Raw genomic sequence first — 19,774 nt, 5'->3', positions numbered from 1 at the left:
ATCACTCACCCGACTGCGCGGTCATCATCGACGATTTTCCCACTTTCCCAAATCTGTTGGCGATCACGCCGAGGATCCGCAGGATCTCCCGCTCAGGTCCGGTCGGCGAACCCGCCACCCGCCAGAATCCAAACACTGACCCGACATAGGCAAAAATGCTCACGAGAACAACAGCGGTCAACCGAGCATAGACGTGAGACTCGTGGCCGAAGAATGTGATGAAAGCCCAATTGGTTAGAAGACCGACGATGATCATCGTGCACGTGGATAAGGCTGTCCTCAGATTCACGAGAAATTGCCGGAAGACAGAGGTGCCGATCAATTCGCGGACCAGGACCATGTTGTAGACGACACCGCCCAGCGTAACCGCCACACGAGCGACAAGCAGGCCAAGCAACCCTCCCACCCACAAGCCCGCAACAATGAAAGGCAATCTCACGATCAGGACCGCAACGTCGCGATGAAATAATTTGCGCGTCTGCCCAAGGGCCAGACCAAGAGGTTGGACGGTCGCGCTGAGTGTATGCAACGCAATTGCGCCACCGAGAAGCTGGATCACGATTGTCGCACCTGCCCAGGCATCACCCAGAGCGAGCGGAACGAATTGATCGGCGATCATCGCGAAGCCGAACCCCGCCGGAAAGGCGATCGCACACAGCATCGATTGCGCCGACAGATAAGCTCGCTGAAGGGCGGCTTTGTCGTCCCTCAGCTTCACGAACGCAGGAAACAGCGTTCCTGCAAGCGGGTTTGTGGCTTCTCGGGTCGGCGTGGCGGCCAGGTCGCTGCCCAGCACGTATCCGCCCAGGGTGGATTTACCGAGAAAGTATCCGATGATGATCTGGTCAAAACGCCAGTTCAGCGTGCTGACCGCCTGCCCGAGCGATAGCCACACAGAGAATGACCATAGGGAGCGGCTGCCCCTTATCCGGAATTTTGGCCGGAACGGCTGGATCAGATAGGAAGCGACGACATCGACGAGGTTGGCGACGACGGCCCCGGCGATCAGAGCCCAGTAGCTCCTGAAGAAAATGGCGATCCCAGAGGAGATGAGGATGGTTGCGAGTGCCCGGCTGCTGCTCGTCACGAATTCCTGCCAGAACACGAGCTGGCGCTGCATCATCGCGAGCATCGGATTTCGAAGGCCTGATATCGCAACCGAACAGCTCAGCACCAATAGGATCGGAATCAAACGAGCATCGCCGTAGGACAGCGACACCGGATAAGCGAGCAACGACAGCAAGAGTGCGAGCAGGCAGGCGCGAGCCAGGCTCAACGTCCAGGCGGCGTGGAACTGATCTTCACTTGGATCCTTGTGGTGGATTAGCGCCGATGTCAGGGACAGCTCGGTCATCGACGCCAGAATAGCAATGATCGCCGTCGCGACGGCGACCAAACCGAAATCCTCCGGCGTGAGCATCCTCGCCAATATCAGCGTGTTCAGGAAGCCAAGCGTGGCGACCACCACCCGACTCACGCCGATCCAGGCAGCTCCGATGGCGATTGAACTCTTCGACAACGGAGGCGCCGCTTTCGCACCGACAGCGACCATTTTTCAATGCTCGTTCATTGACAGATGGTTTCCAGCGCGAGCAAACGCCGCGTCACGGCTGCCGAATTGAAGCGGCGCCTTTCGCATCAGCACTTCTTCCTCGATGGCCCGCAGCCAGGAATGCGGATGTTCACTTCTCCACGTGCGATGACCGCAAAGCCGGCTAGGGCTGCCGCGCAATGCGCCACGGAGGATTTGCCTGACGGTGCGAACCTTAGAGTTCATGGACGACTACCATTGCAAGATAACGCCTCTGGCAGGAAGCCGCATCGCGCGCTTTCCTGCCACAGACAGAACAAAACCCAGACCGACCTGCGGGCAGCCGACCGCAATCGGCGTCACTCGGCTTGATCCAGATCACACAAAGTTGTGCTCGCGCTGGATACACGGTTCCGGTCAGCGGCGCACATGCAGCGACAATAGGCGGCAAGATCTGGCTTTTTTGGGTTGGATCACCTGGGTGTCGCAGGCAACGGGAACTTCTTTGGGGCCGACCTCGCCCGCGACTTCGGCCGTGAGCTTGCTGCCCAGAATATAGTTCCCTTCACGAGGCAAAGCCGGCAGCGCCAATTCGATCACGCTGGCGCCATCTTCCCCTTCCTTGCGAGAGACCTGCTGCAGCGGCTTCCTGGCCGATGCGACCACGGCGCCGGTTGTTTCGTCGAAGACGTACGTCTGAAGCGTTCGATTTGTCGGATAGTCTTCCGGAACCTTGATCGGAATTTCGACCTTGAGCGGGTCGGTTGTGCTTAGCGACAATACTCCGGCATTCGGCTGCTTGTCCGCCACGACCTTCGTCACGTTGAGGAATGTCGGCTTGGGCATGTCGTTGAGCGCTGCCGTGTATCCAAAATCCGTTGGATCCGGCGTCACCTCGCTCGGACCGCATTTTCGGCCTCCACGCGCGGAGGACGTGAACTGGCAGACCCGAACGTAGTCGATCTTGAACGCCTGCGGGAAAGCCGCGTCATCGATTCCATGCCGGCCCGCCCAGCCCGCTCCACCGACGGCAAAGTTGAGATCGACGTGTGCAGGCGGCCCCAGTTGGCCGTCCTTCCTGAGCCACTGGTACATGCGAGTGTAGACAAGGCGGCCGTCCCAGAAGAACGAAATGCGGTCAGGGGCCCAGACGAAGCCGGCAATATGCCAATCCTTGTTCAGGTCCTCCTTGCTGACCATGTCCTGAAACTTGAGCACGAACGAGCTGTCCACATACGTGTAGGACTGCGGCGTCCACTTGTCCTGGCTCATCGCGTTCGAGTGCAGCATGTTCGGCTTGTCTTCCACGCCGTTGATGACGTACTCGAAAATGTCGATCTCCGGCGGATGCCAAAACTTTCCATCGATGTCGTAATCGGCTTCGAGCCAGAATGCCGGCCACGATCCGCGCGCATTGGGAAGAAAGACCCGCGCTTCATAGTAGCCATAATAAAATGTCTGGTGGCTTCGGATCATCGCGGAATCGAACGTATCCGAGCCTCCGTTCTTTTTTGCGGTCAGGCTCAGTACACCCCCGGACACCACGTGGTCGTCGCGGTAGCGTTGCTTTTCGTCATTGAACCGGTCCATCGTTTCATTGTTGTAGATGTATCGGGTCGCCCATTTCGTTTGATCAAGCTTGTCGCCGTTGAACTCATCCGAAAACACCAGCTCCCAACCGGCACTGCGCGCAGGTCCAGCCGACGTGACCATCAGCACGATCGGAACAATACTCAAGATTTGTTTGCGCCAATCGGCAATCATCACTGATGTCTCCGGTCCGCGTTCGATCGAGTCTCACCGGAACTACATGCGAATATTGCGACACTTTTGCGTCGACATGGCATTGATTGCCGACTACGTTTCTCACGCTTTGAGGAACGATAGTGGCCACCATCTTCAGTTCCCGCATGCAGCAAACAAAGGCCTTTGGGTCAATGGCACCCGGGCATGTCTGAAAGCAACACAACTTACCAAAAGGGCAGCATAAGTGACTTTTGATATGCCGATGAATGAGCTGTCTCCTGCCGGCCAAACATCGGCCATTCGGATGGAGATGGAACTGGACAGAGCGGGAAAAGCTGTAGTCTGGATCTCGGTGATATCTCCTCTCTTCTTGTCGCAAATTGCCTACAACCTGGGCACCTTTCCGATCTCGGCGGATCTCATCTCTTACGCGTTATTTGCAACCTATCTCCTCGTCTCCGGCTACGTATCGCTGAGCGTTTTGTCATTGCTGCTATTCATCAGCGCGATCGCCTTGGCGGCTTTCCGCATGTCGTTTTCCGACACCTCGGGGACGTGGACGTCGCTCCTGCTTCTATCCGCCCTGTACGCGCCCTTCTGCTTCCGCTTGAGAAGCGCCCGCGATCCGCGGCCGGTGCAGGATTACATCCAGCGCACGTTCGTGACTGCGGCGACAGTGATTGCCGTGATTTCCATTGTTCAGATCGTCGCGGTAAACGCGGTGAAGAGTCCCTTCATCACGAATATTCACTTTGTGCTCCCCGAGGCGATACGGAGCGAGGGGGCTTATACCTATAGCCGCGAAGACGCAGGCTTGATAAAGGCAAACGGCTTCTTCCTTCGCGAATCATCGACTCTGTCCTTGGTGATGGCCCTCGCCATCATCCTCGAATATTGCACGAGGGCCAGGTGGCTCGTTCTCGGCGTTCTTGCGGGCGGGTTGGTCAGTTCATTCTCCGGTTCGGGTGTCATCGGAATCATAGCCGGGCTTCTGCTTCCACGGTCGCCGGCCCGCATTCCAGTCTTCGTTGCATGTCTGGTCGGCGTGGTCGTCGTGCTGTTCACGCTTTACAGCGCCGACATTCCATATCTGAACGTCTGGCTGAACCGGCTCGACGAATTTACGATGCCGAATACGAGTGGCTACGCCCGCTTTGTAGCGCCGCTCGACATGATCGCGCACAGCTTCGACGACGGATTCTTTTCGACGTGGTTTGGCAACGGGGCCGGCAGCTACCTGCGGGAAATCGGCCTACTCAAAGTCAAGTACGAGGTGAATGATCCGACCTGGGCGAAACTCATTTACGAGTACGGGGTGCTTGGATTTGCGCTGGTTTTGTCAGTTTTCGTACTTCGGCTACATTCGAGCGACCTGCGGGTCGAGGCCTGCAACTACTTTCTGTTCACCTGGCTTGTTAGCGGGCAGCTGTTGAAGCCTGAATTTGCCGTTATCGTTTGGTTGTTGACGTTGGTGCCGAAGCGACATCGACGCTCCGGCGTTGCGAGGCCGGCAACCGCAAGCCATTTGCCCTGGCATCGCGGGGAAATGACACCGATGAAGATGGCATAGTCGTACCACTTCAGCGGAGACTGATGAGGGATCACGACCAATGAGCTTTTGGTATCACGTTGGCCTTAATATCGAGGATGTACGACTCTTCGGTCCTCGAATTCTTTTGCGCCACGTCGCACGGATAACCGGCGCGAATGCATCGCGCGTGTTCCTTCCTTCGATCGGCAGTGTCTACCTTCGTCCTCGCGAAAGCGACGTGTCGACGTTTCGGGACATCTTCGGTTCGCCGAAATATGCGGCCTATTGCTATCCAGCAGTGAGGGCCAGACTCGAGGCTTCGTATTCAGCAATCCTACAGCGCGGCGCCAAGCCCGTAATCGTTGACGCAGGCGCCAATATCGGAGCGGCGTCGCTTTGGTTTCGGAAGGCCTTACCCGAGGCCTCCATCGTTGCCATTGAACCTGAGGAGAATAACGTCAAAATCCTCCAAAAGAATATCGGCGATCGCCCCAATACCTTTGTCGTCCAGGCTGCGATCGGCGTAGCCCCCGGCTTCGTCACGGTCACAAACTCCCAACTGTCCTGGGGCGCACGGACAAGCCGCTCCAGCACGGGAGTACGCGTGCTCACCGTTGATGACGCGCTGGCCATGGTACCGAACGGCGTCTTGCTCATCGTCAAAATCGACATTGAAGGCTTTGAACAGGAGCTCTTCTCGGAAAACACCGGGTGGATTGATCGCACAACAATGATCATCATAGAACCGCATGACTGGCTTATGCCTGGCAGGCGAACAAGCCGAGCACTTCAGAAAGCCATGGGTCGGAGAGATTTCGATATGATACTGGATGGCGAAAATATTGTGTATGTTCGTCCTGAATAGAGTCCGCTTCGCGTCCTTATCGGAGGACGCGAAGCCGCCTCAGCATTGACTTTATCCATTTTGGCCGTTCCGCGGGTACAAATCGCCAGCCCACGAGCTGACGCCCGAGACGTGATGGACTGACCAGCACGCAAACGATCCACAGCAGCAGCGAAACACTTTGTGAGGTCGAAAAGCCCTGCGGGTAAAAGAATGCCCTAAGTCCATCAGCCAAAATCGAGCTCGCAGTGTCTCGCGCGATGGGATGAATGTCAGGCCGCAACCGGTATGACGCCGTCCGCAGGCACAAGTATGTCAGGTTCCTGTTCAGAGCGTGCTGCCTCACGGGCAGGTTCATCGTCCGCGCCACCTCCAAAAAGAATTCGTAGCGCCGCCGCGTGAGGTCGATCTCTCTCGCAAAGCGCGTATCGTCCAATTGAAGGAAGGCCCCGTGATTGAGGCCATGTACGCGATAGTCTGCCAGCGGCTTGGTGATCGTCACGATATCGCCACACGCGGGAGCTGCCGCCAGAAGATAACTATCCGGCGCGCGATCGACAAAGTCGGATTCAAAGCCGAAAACACGCTCGACAAACCATCGCGGGTAGGCATTTCCCGACCCCGGCGGGGTCGGATAGGCACCGGTCGTTATCATCCAACTGCGGATGTCCTCTGAGGTCGGAGAGGAGAAGTACTGTGGCAGGACATTTCCAGTCGGCCGCCCCTTTGCGTCGATCACGCGCATCTGGAACTGATATTTGCTCGCGAGTTTCGACCAGACGGACGCAATCTCGGTCATCACATCGGGATGCAAGATATCATCCGAGTCGAGAAATATGATCACGTCGCCAGAGGATTTGCGAAGGCCGTTGACACAGGACGTCGTCTGACCTGCGTTCGGCTGGCTGATGACTGTGATCTCGTCGGAAAATTCGTTGATGACCGCAAGCGAATTGTCCGTCGAACCGTCATCGACAACGATCACGTCGACCTTCGGCCATCGTATGTCCAGTGCGCTGCGGATCGCGGATCCCACGTAAGCAGCGTAGTTGTGGTTGGGAATGATGACCGACAGACTCGGTACGGCCGCCAGTTCGGCGTCCCGCAACACAGAGTGTCCTGGCATCTCCTTCAACATTGGACGTCGATAATGCTCGCGTTGTGGATGCTCATCATATGATGACCGGTAGAGTATCACAGTCGACGGGTGTTCGGTGGCCTGACATTGAAGAGTGCCGTCACCGCTTTCAATCGCAAGGAAACGGCAGAATTCGGTCACAGCAATTAGGGAACAATTCGTTCGTCATTCTGTTGCCGTAACTACAACCCTATCCTGCCGCCGACGAGCGCGGCATCCTGTCGAGCCGGCCTCAGCTGTCATCACATGTTAGATGCGATCATACGCCGGATGTGGTTCGTCCTGACCGATATCTATGCAGAACGAGCAGTGAGGATGCGTGATAACCGATCAACGCGCACAGATCGTTACGTGGCGATGTGCATCGTGGTCGCTTCATCGCTGCTTGCAGCGACGGCCGATGCTCAAATTTCCGGCTTCGGCCGCACATCTCAACCGATGTATGGCGGCTCAGGTATTTCCACTCGGCCCTCGAGCTCGATTCGGCCGATGGAAGGCACTTACGCTCCAAATCACAAGACGGTGGACGGAAAGCTTTGCATATCGGTCCACCCGTTGACGCATCCGCAAGCTAACAATTCCAAGATCGTCGACCAGATTGTCCTGGTTCAAAACATTTGCGGTGACGCCATCCGGGTTCAGGTTTGCTATGCCGGCAGCACCGATTGCATCATCGTTCCACTCGCAGGCTATCAGAAGCTGCAGAGAACGCTGGGGATCGCGGCCGGAGCACCGAACTTTCAATTCGAATATCGCGAGCTCTATTGAGCAAGCCAACGCAGCCGAGCAGCCACGAGTGATCGTCCTCACACCTCATCATGAGAAATACAATCGTTCTCGCGACGAATGCGCGAGCATCCGCTCGATATTGCCGTTTCCACAGAGGAGCCGGATGGAACCGACGAGGTCGTCGCACGCACAGGTAGGTAACGATCTTGTTATCTCGGTCCGATCATTGGATACCCAACCAACTCCTGCCCCGATTTTTCGCCAAATCTACCAAATCTAAATGACGAGCCGTGGCGGGAACCGTACCGCGCTACGCGCAACTGCATGTCAAGCGATCAGCCTTTGCGGGCTTGGCGCTTGCGTCGGAGGTCGTAAGCGGCCTTCGAGAATTAATGCCAAACAAGTGGGGGCGACCGTGTCCGTGGAACTGTATCGGCAATTGGCGTGGCTTCCAAAACCACCCTCTGATTTTGCGTCACGCTGCAGGGAATTTGCAAACAATTCTGGCGACTTGGGAAAACAAATCAGATTGCTGGCGACACACGCATTGGATGAACGCCAATCGTCGCGCTTGGGTCGCGTCATTAAGTCAGCTCAACAAAGTGGCCAATCGCTCGCCCCCCTGGTTCCATTTCGCCTCGGCCTGATCGGCAATGGCACGCTCGATCTTATCGTTCCGGTCCTGGTCGCAACGGCCGCGCGTCACGGCTTCGCGCTCGAATGCATCACAGGAGCGTATGACCAGTTTTTGCAGGATGCATTGACGCCGGAGTCAACCATGAACAAGGCGCGCCCCGATGCGGTCCTGGTCGCCCTCGATCATCGCGGACTCGCGCTGCAACCTTCTCCGGGCAACGAGCAGCTTGCAAACGAATCTATCGATGCCGCGATCGGACTTCTCGATTCGATCCGCGCCGGCATATCGCGCAACTGCGGCGCGCCGTGCATCGTCCAGACGTTGGCGCCGCCTCCCGAGGGGTTGTTCGGGTCCTTTGACCGCGCGCTGACCGGAACCGCACGCAATCTGGTCGATCGTGTCAATCAGAGGATCAGCCAGTCGGTCCTGCAGTCGACCGACATGCTACTTGATGTTGCAGGCATGGCTGAGACGGTCGGGCTGGCCGATTGGCATTCCCCTGCCTTGTGGAATCTCGCGAAATTGCCATTCGCTGACGCCTTTGTGCCGCTTTACGCCGAACAGGTAGGGCGGATTGTGGGGGCGATGCGCGGCAAGAGTCGCCGTTGTCTGGTACTCGATCTCGATAACACTATCTGGGGCGGCGTTATCGGAGACGACGGAATGGAGGGCATTCAGATTGCCCAAGGCGACGCGACCGGTGAGGCCCATCTTTCCGTGCAGCAACTCGCGCTCGCGCTACGTGCGCGCGGCATCGTTCTGGCGGTAAGCTCAAAGAATACCGACAGCGTCGCCAGAAGGCCGTTCAAGGAACACCCGGACATGCTCCTGAAGGAAGAGCATATCGCGGTATTCCAAGCCAATTGGAACGACAAGGCGACCAACATTCGCGCAATCGCGAAAGAACTCGCGCTCGGGCTCGATTCGTTTGTTTTCCTCGATGACAATCCGGTCGAACGCGAGCTTATCCGGCAAGAGCTTCCGGAGGTTGCCGTCCCCGAACTTGAGAGTGACCCGGCCACCTACGCGCGCACGTTGGCTGCGGCCGGGTATTTTGAAGCGATCAACTTCTCCGAAGAAGACCGCGCGCGCGCCGAAATGTATCAGGCCAATGCGCGCCGACTGAGCTTGCAGGGTCAAACCGCCGACCTCCAGTCTTATCTTCGATCGCTGGAAATGCGTATCGTCTTTGGCTCCTTCAATCGAACGACACGCGCCCGCCTCACCCAGCTCATCAACAAGAGCAATCAATTCAACTTGACGACGCGGCGGTACACCGAATCCCAGGTCGAGCAACTCGAAACGGATCCGGCCGCAATGACGCTGCACGCGAGGCTAATGGACAAATTCGGCGATAACGGCCTCATTTGTGTCGTGATTTGCCGGGCAACCGGTTTCGCACGATGGACGATCGATAGCTGGCTGATGAGCTGCCGCGTGTTAGGTCGTGGCGTGGAGCAGGCGGTGCTGGCAGAGATCGTACGCCGAGCGCGTGCCGCAGGCATCGAAACCCTCGAGGGCCTCTACGTCCCAACCGATCGCAACGAGATGGTCCGTGAACACTACGGAAAGTTGGGTTTCATGCGCATAGATGATGGCTCTGACGCGAGCAGTCGTTGGGAGCTGGGCACGGACGTCGAATTGGAACAGTTGCCGATGACGGTCGAACAGGAAGAGTCGCAGCTTGAGCTGGCGTGATTGGAATCAATCTTGCAGTGCAATTTCAGACAGCTCCGAGCATTCCATCGATGAGTCTCACATCGCCCATATTCTTCGCTTTCGTCGCAGCGACAATCGTCGCTTTCCACATCAGTGAGTCAGTTTTCTATCGGCGAGTGGTCCTTGCGGCCGCAAACGCCATATTCGTCGCCAGCTATCTGACCGATTTCACACAAGTGTTGCCGCTGTTCGCCTTCCTGGCGCTCGGCTACGCTTGCGTGTGCATGCTTTATGTTTACCGAGCGTCTGTCGTGTTGGCATTCGGCGTCGTTGCCGTGCTCTGCTCTTATATTTACCTGAAACGCTTCTCTTTCTTCGATGGTCTTGGACACCTGCCGTTCCCCTACATGACCATCGGCTTGTCCTACATCCTGTTCCGGATATTGCACATCATGGTGGATGTCCGGTCGGGAGATCTGGTCGAGCGAATTGGCCCGTTCGCGTTTTTTCGCTACGCTTGCAATTTTCTGTGTTTCGTTTCCGGCCCCATCCAGCGCTATCAGGATTTCAGCGAGACGGACGGAAAGGCCGTGGTAAAGCCCGACACATCCAGTGTTTACGGCGCGTTTTCCAGAATCGTCACCGGCTACCTGAAATTCGTCATTATCGCCGCCACCGCCGACTACGCCTTCTCGTTCCTCAGCCCGCAATTGTTACAGGCGGCGCCTGTGCCCTTCCTCAAGCTATGTGCGGTCTACGCCATGGCCGCGTCGTTCTACACAGTCTATCTCTATTTCAATTTCTCCGGATACATGGACATCGTGATCGGTATTGGGGGCCTCCTCGGACAGTCATTGCCGGAGAACTTCGACAAACCGTTCACGGCGAGCAGCTTCCTCGAATTCTGGCAGCGGTGGCACATGACGCTGTCACAGTGGTTCAAGTTCTATCTGTTCAACCCGCTTCTGATGCTTCTCATGGCATGGCTGCCCTCTCCTGCCCTGACCGCTTACCTGGGCGTCCTGGCATTCTTCATCACGTTCCTGGTCATGGGCGTGTGGCACGGCACTACGGCGGTATTCGTCATCTACGGCTTGCTGATGGGTGCAGGCGCGAGCATCAACAAGCTCTGGCAGGAGGCCTGCATCAAGCGATTGGGTAAAAAGCGCTATCGGGCGCTTACCGAATCCACCACCTACATCTACTTTGCCAGAGGCCTGACGGTCGGCTATTTCGCACTCGCTCTCACATGCCTGTGGGTCACGGAGTTGCCTCAATTCACCGACCTGTTGGTACGCCTCGGTGTCGCCGGCGTACTAGGCACGTTCGTCGTATTGAGTGCGACGTTCGCAATAGCTGCTCTGGCTCTCGACCTGATCCGCGAGCGCGTACACATCCCGCTTTCTCTGTCGGCGATCCAGAGTGGGGAGATCGTCAGGAACTTAACCCTGGCAAGCAAGATGATGGCAATCGTCGCCGTCGCCACCCTGCTGCACAAGGCTCCGGACTTCGTCTACAAGGCGTTTTGAAGTGAAACACATCCTTCGACAGACCGCGCTGACCTTGTGGTCATTTGCCTTCCTTTACGTGCTGCTCGGCGGCGCATCGTTCCTGGTGTTTCAAGACCCTTCAGGAGGAGGCCCGAGGGATTTCCAAGCCGCGGAACGAACCCTCTACATGACGGTCCCGAAATATGTTGTCCTCGGCCGTAGCGTTCTGAATAACTCAGACAGGAAGGTCATTCTCGTCGGAGCGTCAAACACAAGCGTCGGATTTCGACAAGCGATGGTGCAGGCGAATCTCGGCTGTGCCGCCGTGACCAATCTCGGGATGGGCGGCGCCAACATTTCCGAGGTCAAGCAAGTGATTGATCTGGTGCATGAAGTACAGAACGAGCAGAATCGCCGGCTCAACACCTTCGTCATTGGCACCTGGTTCGGCATGTTTGTCGATTCAGACGTGAGATATGCCGAAGGCGACCGTCATCGCGGGGAAACGGACGTCGATATCGAGCGATACCGATATGGCTTCTACCGACGCACGCCGGATGGAGCCGTCGCGGTGCTGCCGCCGAAATGGCTGGACTGGGGCACGACAGCGCTGCGTCCGTTCCTGCTTTTCGAAAAGATCGCGCGTGAAGCCAGAGCCGGCGTCAGTTTGGTCCTTACCGGACGGACTACCGCGCAGCGCACCGATGACGAGCGCGAGAGCGTCGTTATGTCAAAGCGGGAGCGGCAGGAGGCACTGGAGTATTGGAAAGTGAGCATGGGCGGCAAGGATGAGATTTCCCATGCGCAGGTCGACGTGCTGAAGGAAACCATCGAGGCGCTACTGGCCTCCGATGAGAAGGTCGTGCTTGTGGACCTGCCGATCCCTGTCTGGCATCGGGATGCCAGCCCTTACCAACAAGGTTACCAGGAAGCCCTGAAGGACGTAGTTCAGCAATTTGGCCACCGCCCGAACTTTGTGTCGCTGAGCATGGATGATCTCGACCAGAACCTGGACTACTCCGACGAGGTCCACGCCAAGCGGCACCTGGCTCAAGTATGGTCTACCAGGCTCGCCATGGTGCTGAACTCATTCGTCTGCCAGGAGAAAGAGAAGGACGATACAGAACCACCGGTCGCAACCCTCCAATCTTCCCAACGCGTATTGGCTGTCCCGAAATCCAATTGAGACGTGATCCGCGAGCCGACCACCATCAAAGGATAAGACAAATGGAAAATGCCCAGCTCTACAGCAAGCTCACTGCCATTTTTCGGGAGGTGTTTGACGAGGACGAATTGAATGTTACGCCGCAGACCACGGCAGATGACGTCGATGGCTGGGACAGCCTGTCCCACATCCGCCTGGTACTTGCGGTCTCGAAGGCATTCGGCGTGAAGTTTTCCGCTTCAGAAATCGGGAACCTTAAGAATGTCGGAGAGTTCGCCGCTCTAATCGAGAAGAAAGCATGAGAGCATAAAAGTGGGCCGTGTCGTTCCTGCACTAGCTGGACTGGCCTTCCATCATCTGGGACTCGCGGTCGCATCCCCTGAAGCCGCGTTTCAGTTCCTGGCTTCGATCGGCTACACCCCGGGAAACTCGGCCTTTGATCCCATACAACGGGTCAACCTCGCCATGCAGCATCATCCCCTCATGCCCGATGTCGAAGTGATCTGGCCGAGTGAGGGCCCCTCTCCGATCGACAACCTCGTCCAGCGAACCGGTTCCATGATCTATCATTTGTGCTACGCCTGCCCAAATGCCGAACTGGCACTCGAGTCCCTGGCTGCCTCCGGAATCGAAATCGTTCCCGTGAGTTCCCCCGCGCCGGCGGTCTTGTTTGGAGGCCAGAAAGTATCGTTCCATCATATTGCCGGCTTCGGCCTCATCGAGATGCTGGAGACCGACGTCCCAGTCTGACCTCTAACCATCCGATCGAAAGGATACCGTCAGACGAATGACCACCGATCTCTACCCCATTACCCCAGTCGCACAGCCCGAATTCTACGCGGCTTTGGCGTGTCTCGCGTCCTCCTGCACTCGCACGCTCTGACCGCAAATTCGTCGCACTTGATCCAGTAGGCTTCACGCACTTTGGCCCGAACCATAATGTCCAATCCTACCCAAGCTATCGTGTTCGGCGGCGCAGGCTTCATCGGTACACATCTGATGACGCGGTTGGTCGCTTCCGGGGGCTACGACCGGATCGTCGCAGTCGATATCGGCAAGCCAAGGGCGCGCGTCGATGGCGTTGAATATGTCCATCATGACGTCCGTGAGCCGATCGATCCGAAGGTCGGAGACGGAATGCCTGCCGACATCTTCAACCTGGCTGCGATTCACGTCACCCCGGGTCACCCGGAGGGTGACTACTATTATACAAACGTGCTGGGCGCCGTGAACGTCTGCCGATTTGCGAGGGAGACGGGCAGCCGGAGTATAGTCTTCACCAGCTCGATATCGATCTACGGTCCCACCGAAGCCCCGCTTGACGAGGATGCGACACCGGCGCCGGTCAGCGCCTATGGACGCTCCAAACTCTCGGCCGAGGCGATCCATCGTCTGTGGCAATCGGAAGCCTCGGACAGACGGCTCACTATCGTTCGCCCCGCTGTTATTTACGGACACCACGAGCGGGGCAATTTCACGCGATTGTCGCGGCTTCTCGAAAGACGCGCCTTCATCTATCCCGGCCGAACCGACACTATCAAGTCGTGCGGCTACGTGAAGGACTTGGTCTCGTCGATGTTCTTCATGGCGTCTCGCAACGACAGCTTATCGATCTACAATTTCTGCTACGAGCAACGCTACACGATCAGCGAGATCTGTTCGGCATTCTCCAAAGCTGCCAAATACACAAAGCCAACGATCACGATTCCGGTATGGCTAATGAATCTCGCCGTGCTTCCATTCGAGATGCTGCACGCTGTCGGCATCAAGACGGGCATCAATCGCGACCGAATCAGGAAGTTGTGGTTTTCCACGAACATTATGCCGAAGCGCCTCGTGGCCAGCGGCTTCAAGTTCGAATACGACCTGGCAAGCTCGCTTGCGGAATGGAAGCGGGAATCCTCCATCGAGGATTTTGATTGAGATATCGACGGCCTGACTGTTTCACGATCAATTCGGTGGAACTTCGGAACAGTCGTTCGCCCTGGTGGCGGGTGTTCCCAAGCCGGGCTTTTTCGCATCGGGCCGTTCGTGGTTGATCGCAGCGAACAGGCAGGATTCACTTCCGCCCACTGCGGTTTTTCGATTCGTTGCCCGCCCCGTCACACTCAGGCCGATATTGCATCGCAGAATTTACGGGTTCGTCGGCGCCGGTTCCATTTAGTCGGCATGGGACTTGCTCGATCTCTATCCAACAGATCGGCGAACCAATGATCTTCCAAGGCGGTGCAGGTCATCCTGACTGACAGTCGCAGCCTTGGGCGGTTTGGCGGAGATGCGCATTATGACGACTTTGCGGCGAACGGAACCGATCGCGCCCGGCAGCGTTGCCGAAACTTCCTTGGCCAACAACTTGTCAAACAATCCGACTAGCTATTCCATCGATGCCGGCGGCGGCACCGGTCAACTCACGAGCGCAGCGATCTCGACTACCGTATCCGCCGTGTCGAACTTTTGCTGACGTCAGGCAGTTCGCTCCGGCGCCTTACACGCTCACAGATTCAGCGCGGGGGCACGGCCAGGCTGATGCCATACATCGCAAATCACAATAGGTTCACGTAGGCGAGCCGGATGCTTCAAACCAAAATCACATCTCGCGAGATCGACTCCACTGCGCCCGAGGCCCCATCGCTGGAGCAGACGATCTCCTCTGCGCTAGCGCTGTTCAGCCGGCAGTATCCCGTGATCATTTTCACGCTGCTCCTGTGCATCTTTCTTGCCGGCGTCTACGTGTTCACGGCGACGAAACGATATACCGGCACGGCCATCCTGATGATCGACAGCCGCAAGATGCAGGGCCTGCAGACGCAGGCTACGACAAGCGGCGGCGACAATCCGATCGATTCGGCGATGGTCGACAGTCAGGTCGAACTCCTCAAGTCCGAGGCGATCGCTTCCAAGGTCATCAAGGACCTGAAGCTCGTCGAGTCGCCGGAGTTTATGAGCGACGGCGGCGGCGGAGTGCTCGGTAGCATCAGCGACGCGATTTTCCGATTTTTTTCGGAGTCGAAGCCACCCACGGAAGACCAACTGCTGCGCGCAGCTCTCGCGCGCTTTGCAGGCGGCCTCAGCATCAAACGCGTCGGCGTGAGCTATGTTATCGAGATCGCCTTTCAGGCGTTGTCGCAGGAGCAGGCCGCGCAGATCGCCAACGCGGTCGCCGATGGCTATATCGTGGACTCGCTGGAGTCGAAATATCAGGCGTCCAGGCGCGCGGCGGTCTGGCTGCAGGACCGATTGAAGGAGTTGCGGTCGCAAGCATCCACCGCCGAACGCGCGGTCGCCGACTTCAAGGCCAAGAACAACATCGTCGACGCAGGTGGGAGACTACTGACCGAGCAGCAACTCGCCGAAATCAACACTTCGCTGACAACGGCCCGTAGCCAGCGAGCCGAGGCACAAGCCAAGCTCGAACGCATCACCACGATTTTGAATGCGGACACTGAGGATTCGACGGTCATTCTGAACGACCTCGCGACCGTGAGCGAAACGATGGCTAACCCGGTCATCACCAAATTGCGACAGACCTACCTCGAGTACAACGCCAAGCAGGCAGATTGGTCGAACCGATATGGATCGACCCATCTGGCCGTCGTCAATTTGCGCAACCAGATGCGTGAAATCCGGCGCTCGATTATCGATGAGCTGCGACGTACGGCCGAGGTCTACAAGAGCGACCTTGAAATCGCCAAGGCGCGAGAAGAGTCCAGCCAGAAGAGCTTGAACGAAACCATCGCGGTGTCGAACAACACCAGCCAGGCCCAGATCGTCCTGAGGGATCTCGAAAGTAACGCGCAGAGCGCCCGCGCCCTGTCTGACAACTTCCTGCAGCTGTACATGGTCTCGGTTCAGCAGCAATCGTTTCCCATTACTGAAGCGAGGGTGATCACCCAGGCCGCGTCGACTCTTCCCAACAAGACGTCGCCAAAGACGACACTCATCCTGCTCGCAGCGTTCGTAGGCGGATCGATTCTCGCGAGCATCGTCGCGATGTTGCTCGACATGATGGATCGCGTCTTCCGAACTGTTTCCCAGGTCGAGCAATTCGTGCAGACCAGCTGTCTGGCCTCAATCCCTGTCATAGAGCAAGGTGTGGTCAACGCCCTTCCCGCGCAACGGCGCAAGGCGGCATGGCGATTCGGTAAACGCGGCAAGCCCAAGCCGCAGCAGGCGCCGCCTGGAAACGGCGGATCCGGCACGACCTCGCCACTCTCGGGATCGGCGGCGGGTTCCGGTCATCCGCAGCCACACCGCGACCGTCTGCTTTCGACCGAGGAGAGCGTCGGGCGGTACGTGATCAACGCCCCGTTTTCGCGCTTCGCAGAAGGGTTTCGGTCCATCAAGCTGGCCAGTGATCTTGCAAATTACGGTTCGGCGTCCAACAAGGTTTTGGGGATTACATCAGCCCTTCCGAACGAGGGCAAATCAACCATCAGCGAAGCCCTGGCTCAGACGTTGGCCCAAAGCGGCTGCCGTACCCTGCTGATCGACGGCGACATTCGCAATCCAAGCCTCACCGCAAGGCTTACGCCAACTGCACAGGCTGGCTTGATCCACGTCGTCGTCGGTCAGGCCGACTGGAAGGAAGTGGTCTGGATCGACCCCCAGACAAATCTGCATTTTCTTCCTTGTGCGGTCACATCGCGTTTCCCGAATTCGAGCGACCTTTTGGCCTCGCAGGAGATGGAAAACCTGTTCCAACAGCTACGCCAACACTACGATCGCATCGTTCTCGACCTTAGTCCGCTGGCGCCGGTCGTCGACGTTCGGGCGACCAGGGGGCTGGCTAACTCCTATATTCTCGTCATCGAATGGGCGAAGTCTAAGGTGGATATCGTCGAGCGCGTGCTAGGTGAAACGCCGATCGTGCGCGAGCGTCTGCTGGGTGCAGTTCTTAACAAGGTGAACGTGTCGGTGATGAGCCGCTACGATACATACGGCGCAGCCTACTATCGCAATCGATACTACAAGAGGTATGGTTACGTCGATTGACGTTCAAGCTTGGCTTGATGCTATCGCCCCACAACATCACGGTGTCATGCGGCGCGATGGATTATGTTTTAACAGGCCTTAGAGTACGACATGAAGAATTCGACTCCGGCGGAGGTTACGTCTGCGTTCATGATGATGCGCATAATCTTGCTCTGCGCTGGTGTCTTGGTGTTGCCGTATGGTTCCGGCCGAGCCGAGCCGCTGCGTCCGGGTATTCTGAACTGCGCGTCTGGCGTCGACGCCGAGCAGCGTCGACGTTGCGACGAAGAGGCGCTCAGGCAGGTCGAGGCCGGCAGCCAGTCGACACAGCTTGAGGGCGGTTGGCGATTGGTCAAGAGCAGAAATCCCGACGGTGGCGCCGACGCCATTTCAGTGATGCACGTCGTCGATGGCGCCAAATCGGATGCGCGCCTTGCGGGCTTGAACTTGCAATGCGGTAAGGACGGCATCGAAGTTGTGCTCATCGTTCTCGAACCCCTGTCCCGCTCGACGCAACCGAACGTGACCCTGATAGCAGGAGAAAAGCAGGCAGAGTTCCAAGCAACGGTGATCCAGGGCGGAGTGGCGCTGCTACTGCCCGCCGATGCCTCCAAGCTTGCTGCCAGCGACTGGCAGAACGCAAACGAGCTTGCCGTCGAAATCGGAACCAAGCCGAGCGCCATCCGCGGGGCGGTGCCAATCGCCGGACTGGCTACGGCCCTACGTTACTTGCTGCAAAACTGCCATGCCCGGTAATTCAATCATGCCCATCAATCCCGCAAATCGACTGCATTCGGCCCGGTGGCGCGCCACCGACCGATGATCAGTCACATTCTCAACGAACAGCGCAATGAGCAAGACTGCGTTAGATTCACATGTTCGCCTATGGGATAGGCGCCAACGTGAGCCCTTTGCCGCGGTGAACTCCATTTCCCCTTCGAAGTCTCGCGGCTTGTCGATCGCTCATTACCTTCTAATCACATTGCTGGCCGCGGCTCCGATCTTGGCGATCGCAAACGGCGCCTTCGCACAGCATATGGTTGCGCTCGTTGCCGCCATGACTATGGCCATGGCGGCAAGGTCGCCGCAGGCCGAACTCGCGTCTGCTGCACAATTGCTGAAGCAATTTTTGCCCGTGGTCCTGCTTCCGATCGTCTGGATGGCGCTGCAAATTTTTCCGGCGCCCACTGTTTCGCTTGCAAACCAAATCTGGTCGGCGACTTCGGTCGCATTGAACCAGCCATCCCTACCTGGCCGCATCAGCGTTGCCCCCGGCGCAACGTTGCAGAGCTTGTTTCACTATCTGGTTGCTGTGTCGCTGGTGGTGTCGACCGTCATCATCACCAAGGATCGCCACAGGGCCGAAACGATCCTGTTCGCGTTGTGCGCGGTAACGACCTTCATGTCGATCGAGGTCCTGCTCCGCCGATTCGGTTTGTTCACCGGCATGATTTCCGGGACGAGCGCCGCTACGAGCCCATTTTCGGCAGCAGCTGCGCTCGCAGTATTGGCAAATGGTGCGCTCGTTGCCCGGGCACTCGAACATCACCTGCACCAACAGGACATCCACAATCTGGCCTCGCTCCAGCTGTGGGTCGGGGTTCTTTCCGGTCTGTTCGGAATTGCCGTGGCGTTCGCCGCTATGGCGACCCTCGAACGAGGCGCCTTGCTGGCGGTCACTGGCTGGGGATTGACTGTCCTCGTCTTCATCGCCGCTGTCCGCCGCTTGGGATTTCGCTCCTGGCCATCGGCGATCTTGTTTTCAATCCTTGCAGCAATGGCCGGCCTCATGGCGCTACCGCACTCTCAATCCGGTGGTTCGAGCCTCCTTGGATTCGCCAACCTCTCCCCGGAAGCGGTCGCACCGGTAAAACACCTGCTCTCTGATGCACCGTTGTTGGGGAATGGCATCGGAACATTTGGGCTGACGTCGATGGCCTATCAGGAGTTTGGCGTTGGAGCGTTGGCGATACCTCCTTCCACCGCAATCATGATCGCTATCGAGTCGGGACGACTGGCGATTGTGGTCCTGGCAGGCTTCGCCGCCCAGCTCTTCTTCGTTAGCTTTCGCGGCGCCGTACGGCGAGGACGCGATTTCTTTTTCGCGGCTGCCGCGGCCGCCGGCATTCTGGTCGTACTCTGCGAGAGTTTCCTCGATTCTAGTCTCTCAAGCCCGACGATCCAGATCGTCGTGGCAGTGATGGTCGGACTTGGACTTGCACAATCGGTGGGCCGGACCAGCGTGCGCCAACCGTTAGGCGACAGCAGGCTCGCGCCATGAGATTGCCTTACATCGAACTAGCCCGCCGAAAATGACCTCCTCACGCAGATTT

15 protein-coding genes are annotated in these 19,774 nt (G+C 57.6%); 12 read left to right on the top strand and 3 right to left on the bottom strand.

What is annotated here, in order from left to right:
- Position 1: 1 nt before the first annotated feature.
- Both SO140_RS14590 and SO140_RS14585 read right to left on the bottom strand, forming a co-directional pair.
- Positions 2–1,552 carry a lipopolysaccharide biosynthesis protein gene (locus tag SO140_RS14590; protein ID WP_498542747.1) on the bottom strand — a complete coding sequence of 517 codons (1,551 nt, stop codon included), beginning with the start codon at positions 1,550–1,552 and terminating at the stop codon, positions 2–4.
- Positions 1,553–1,948: 396 nt separating this feature from the next.
- Complete coding sequence (locus tag SO140_RS14585) at positions 1,949–3,295, bottom strand: glycoside hydrolase family 16 protein (protein WP_498542765.1); 1,347 nt, start codon at positions 3,293–3,295, stop codon at positions 1,949–1,951.
- 244 nt (positions 3,296–3,539) lie between these two features.
- On the opposite strand from SO140_RS14585, the gene SO140_RS14580 reads away from it, so the two are divergent.
- Together SO140_RS14580 and SO140_RS14575 are read left to right on the top strand one after the other, a co-directional pair.
- Positions 3,540–4,847 carry an O-antigen ligase family protein gene (locus tag SO140_RS14580; protein WP_449382837.1) on the top strand — a complete coding sequence of 436 codons (1,308 nt, stop codon included), beginning with the start codon at positions 3,540–3,542 and terminating at the stop codon, positions 4,845–4,847.
- Between the two features lie 40 nt (positions 4,848–4,887).
- The gene (locus tag SO140_RS14575; RefSeq protein ID WP_498542746.1) at positions 4,888–5,673 is read left to right on the top strand and encodes an FkbM family methyltransferase; all 786 of its coding nucleotides are present in this window, start codon (positions 4,888–4,890) and stop codon (positions 5,671–5,673) included.
- 16 nt (positions 5,674–5,689) lie between these two features.
- On the opposite strand, the gene SO140_RS14570 is transcribed toward SO140_RS14575, so the two are convergent.
- On the bottom strand, positions 5,690–6,760 hold the full coding sequence (locus SO140_RS14570) for a glycosyltransferase family 2 protein (RefSeq protein WP_498542745.1): 1,071 nt from the start codon (positions 6,758–6,760) through the stop codon (positions 5,690–5,692).
- Positions 6,761–7,036: 276 nt separating this feature from the next.
- Here SO140_RS14570 and SO140_RS14565 point away from each other — a divergent pair, with 276 nt between their 5' ends.
- The 10 genes from SO140_RS14565 to SO140_RS14520 all read left to right on the top strand — a co-directional run bounded on the left by SO140_RS14565 (position 7,037) and on the right by SO140_RS14520 (position 19,722).
- Entirely contained in the window at positions 7,037–7,558 is a 522-nt protein-coding gene (locus SO140_RS14565; RefSeq protein WP_498542744.1) for a hypothetical protein, read from the top strand.
- Positions 7,559–8,048: 490 nt separating this feature from the next.
- Entirely contained in the window at positions 8,049–9,854 is a 1,806-nt protein-coding gene (locus tag SO140_RS14560; protein WP_498542743.1) for an HAD-IIIC family phosphatase, read from the top strand.
- A gap of 50 nt (positions 9,855–9,904) precedes the next feature.
- A complete protein-coding gene (locus SO140_RS14555; RefSeq protein ID WP_498542742.1) occupies positions 9,905–11,344 on the top strand; it encodes an MBOAT family O-acyltransferase in 1,440 nt (479 codons plus the stop codon).
- Position 11,345: 1 nt separating this feature from the next.
- On the top strand, positions 11,346–12,491 hold the full coding sequence (locus tag SO140_RS14550; protein ID WP_498542741.1) for a hypothetical protein: 1,146 nt from the start codon (positions 11,346–11,348) through the stop codon (positions 12,489–12,491).
- Between the two features lie 41 nt (positions 12,492–12,532).
- A complete protein-coding gene (locus SO140_RS14545) occupies positions 12,533–12,772 on the top strand; it encodes an acyl carrier protein (RefSeq protein ID WP_449382844.1) in 240 nt (79 codons plus the stop codon).
- Positions 12,773–12,782: 10 nt separating this feature from the next.
- On the top strand, positions 12,783–13,220 hold the full coding sequence (locus SO140_RS14540) for a VOC family protein (protein WP_498542740.1): 438 nt from the start codon (positions 12,783–12,785) through the stop codon (positions 13,218–13,220).
- Between the two features lie 189 nt (positions 13,221–13,409).
- A complete protein-coding gene (locus tag SO140_RS14535; RefSeq protein WP_498542739.1) occupies positions 13,410–14,393 on the top strand; it encodes an NAD-dependent epimerase/dehydratase family protein in 984 nt (327 codons plus the stop codon).
- A gap of 648 nt (positions 14,394–15,041) precedes the next feature.
- Positions 15,042–17,462, top strand: a complete 2,421-nt coding sequence (locus tag SO140_RS14530; RefSeq protein ID WP_498542738.1) for a polysaccharide biosynthesis tyrosine autokinase — start codon at positions 15,042–15,044, stop codon at positions 17,460–17,462.
- Between the two features lie 90 nt (positions 17,463–17,552).
- Positions 17,553–18,197 (top strand): hypothetical protein, encoded by a 645-nt coding sequence (locus tag SO140_RS14525; protein WP_449382848.1) that lies wholly within the window; start codon positions 17,553–17,555, stop codon positions 18,195–18,197.
- A 94-nt stretch (positions 18,198–18,291) separates the two neighbouring features.
- Positions 18,292–19,722 carry an O-antigen ligase family protein gene (locus tag SO140_RS14520; RefSeq protein ID WP_498542737.1) on the top strand — a complete coding sequence of 477 codons (1,431 nt, stop codon included), beginning with the start codon at positions 18,292–18,294 and terminating at the stop codon, positions 19,720–19,722.
- Positions 19,723–19,774 lie beyond the last annotated feature (52 nt).

The sequence above is a fragment of the Bradyrhizobium sp. UFLA05-108 genome (assembly GCF_059803455.1).
The sequence above is the reverse complement of the archived record's forward strand: the minus strand, read 5'-3'. Positions and strand labels throughout refer to the sequence as shown.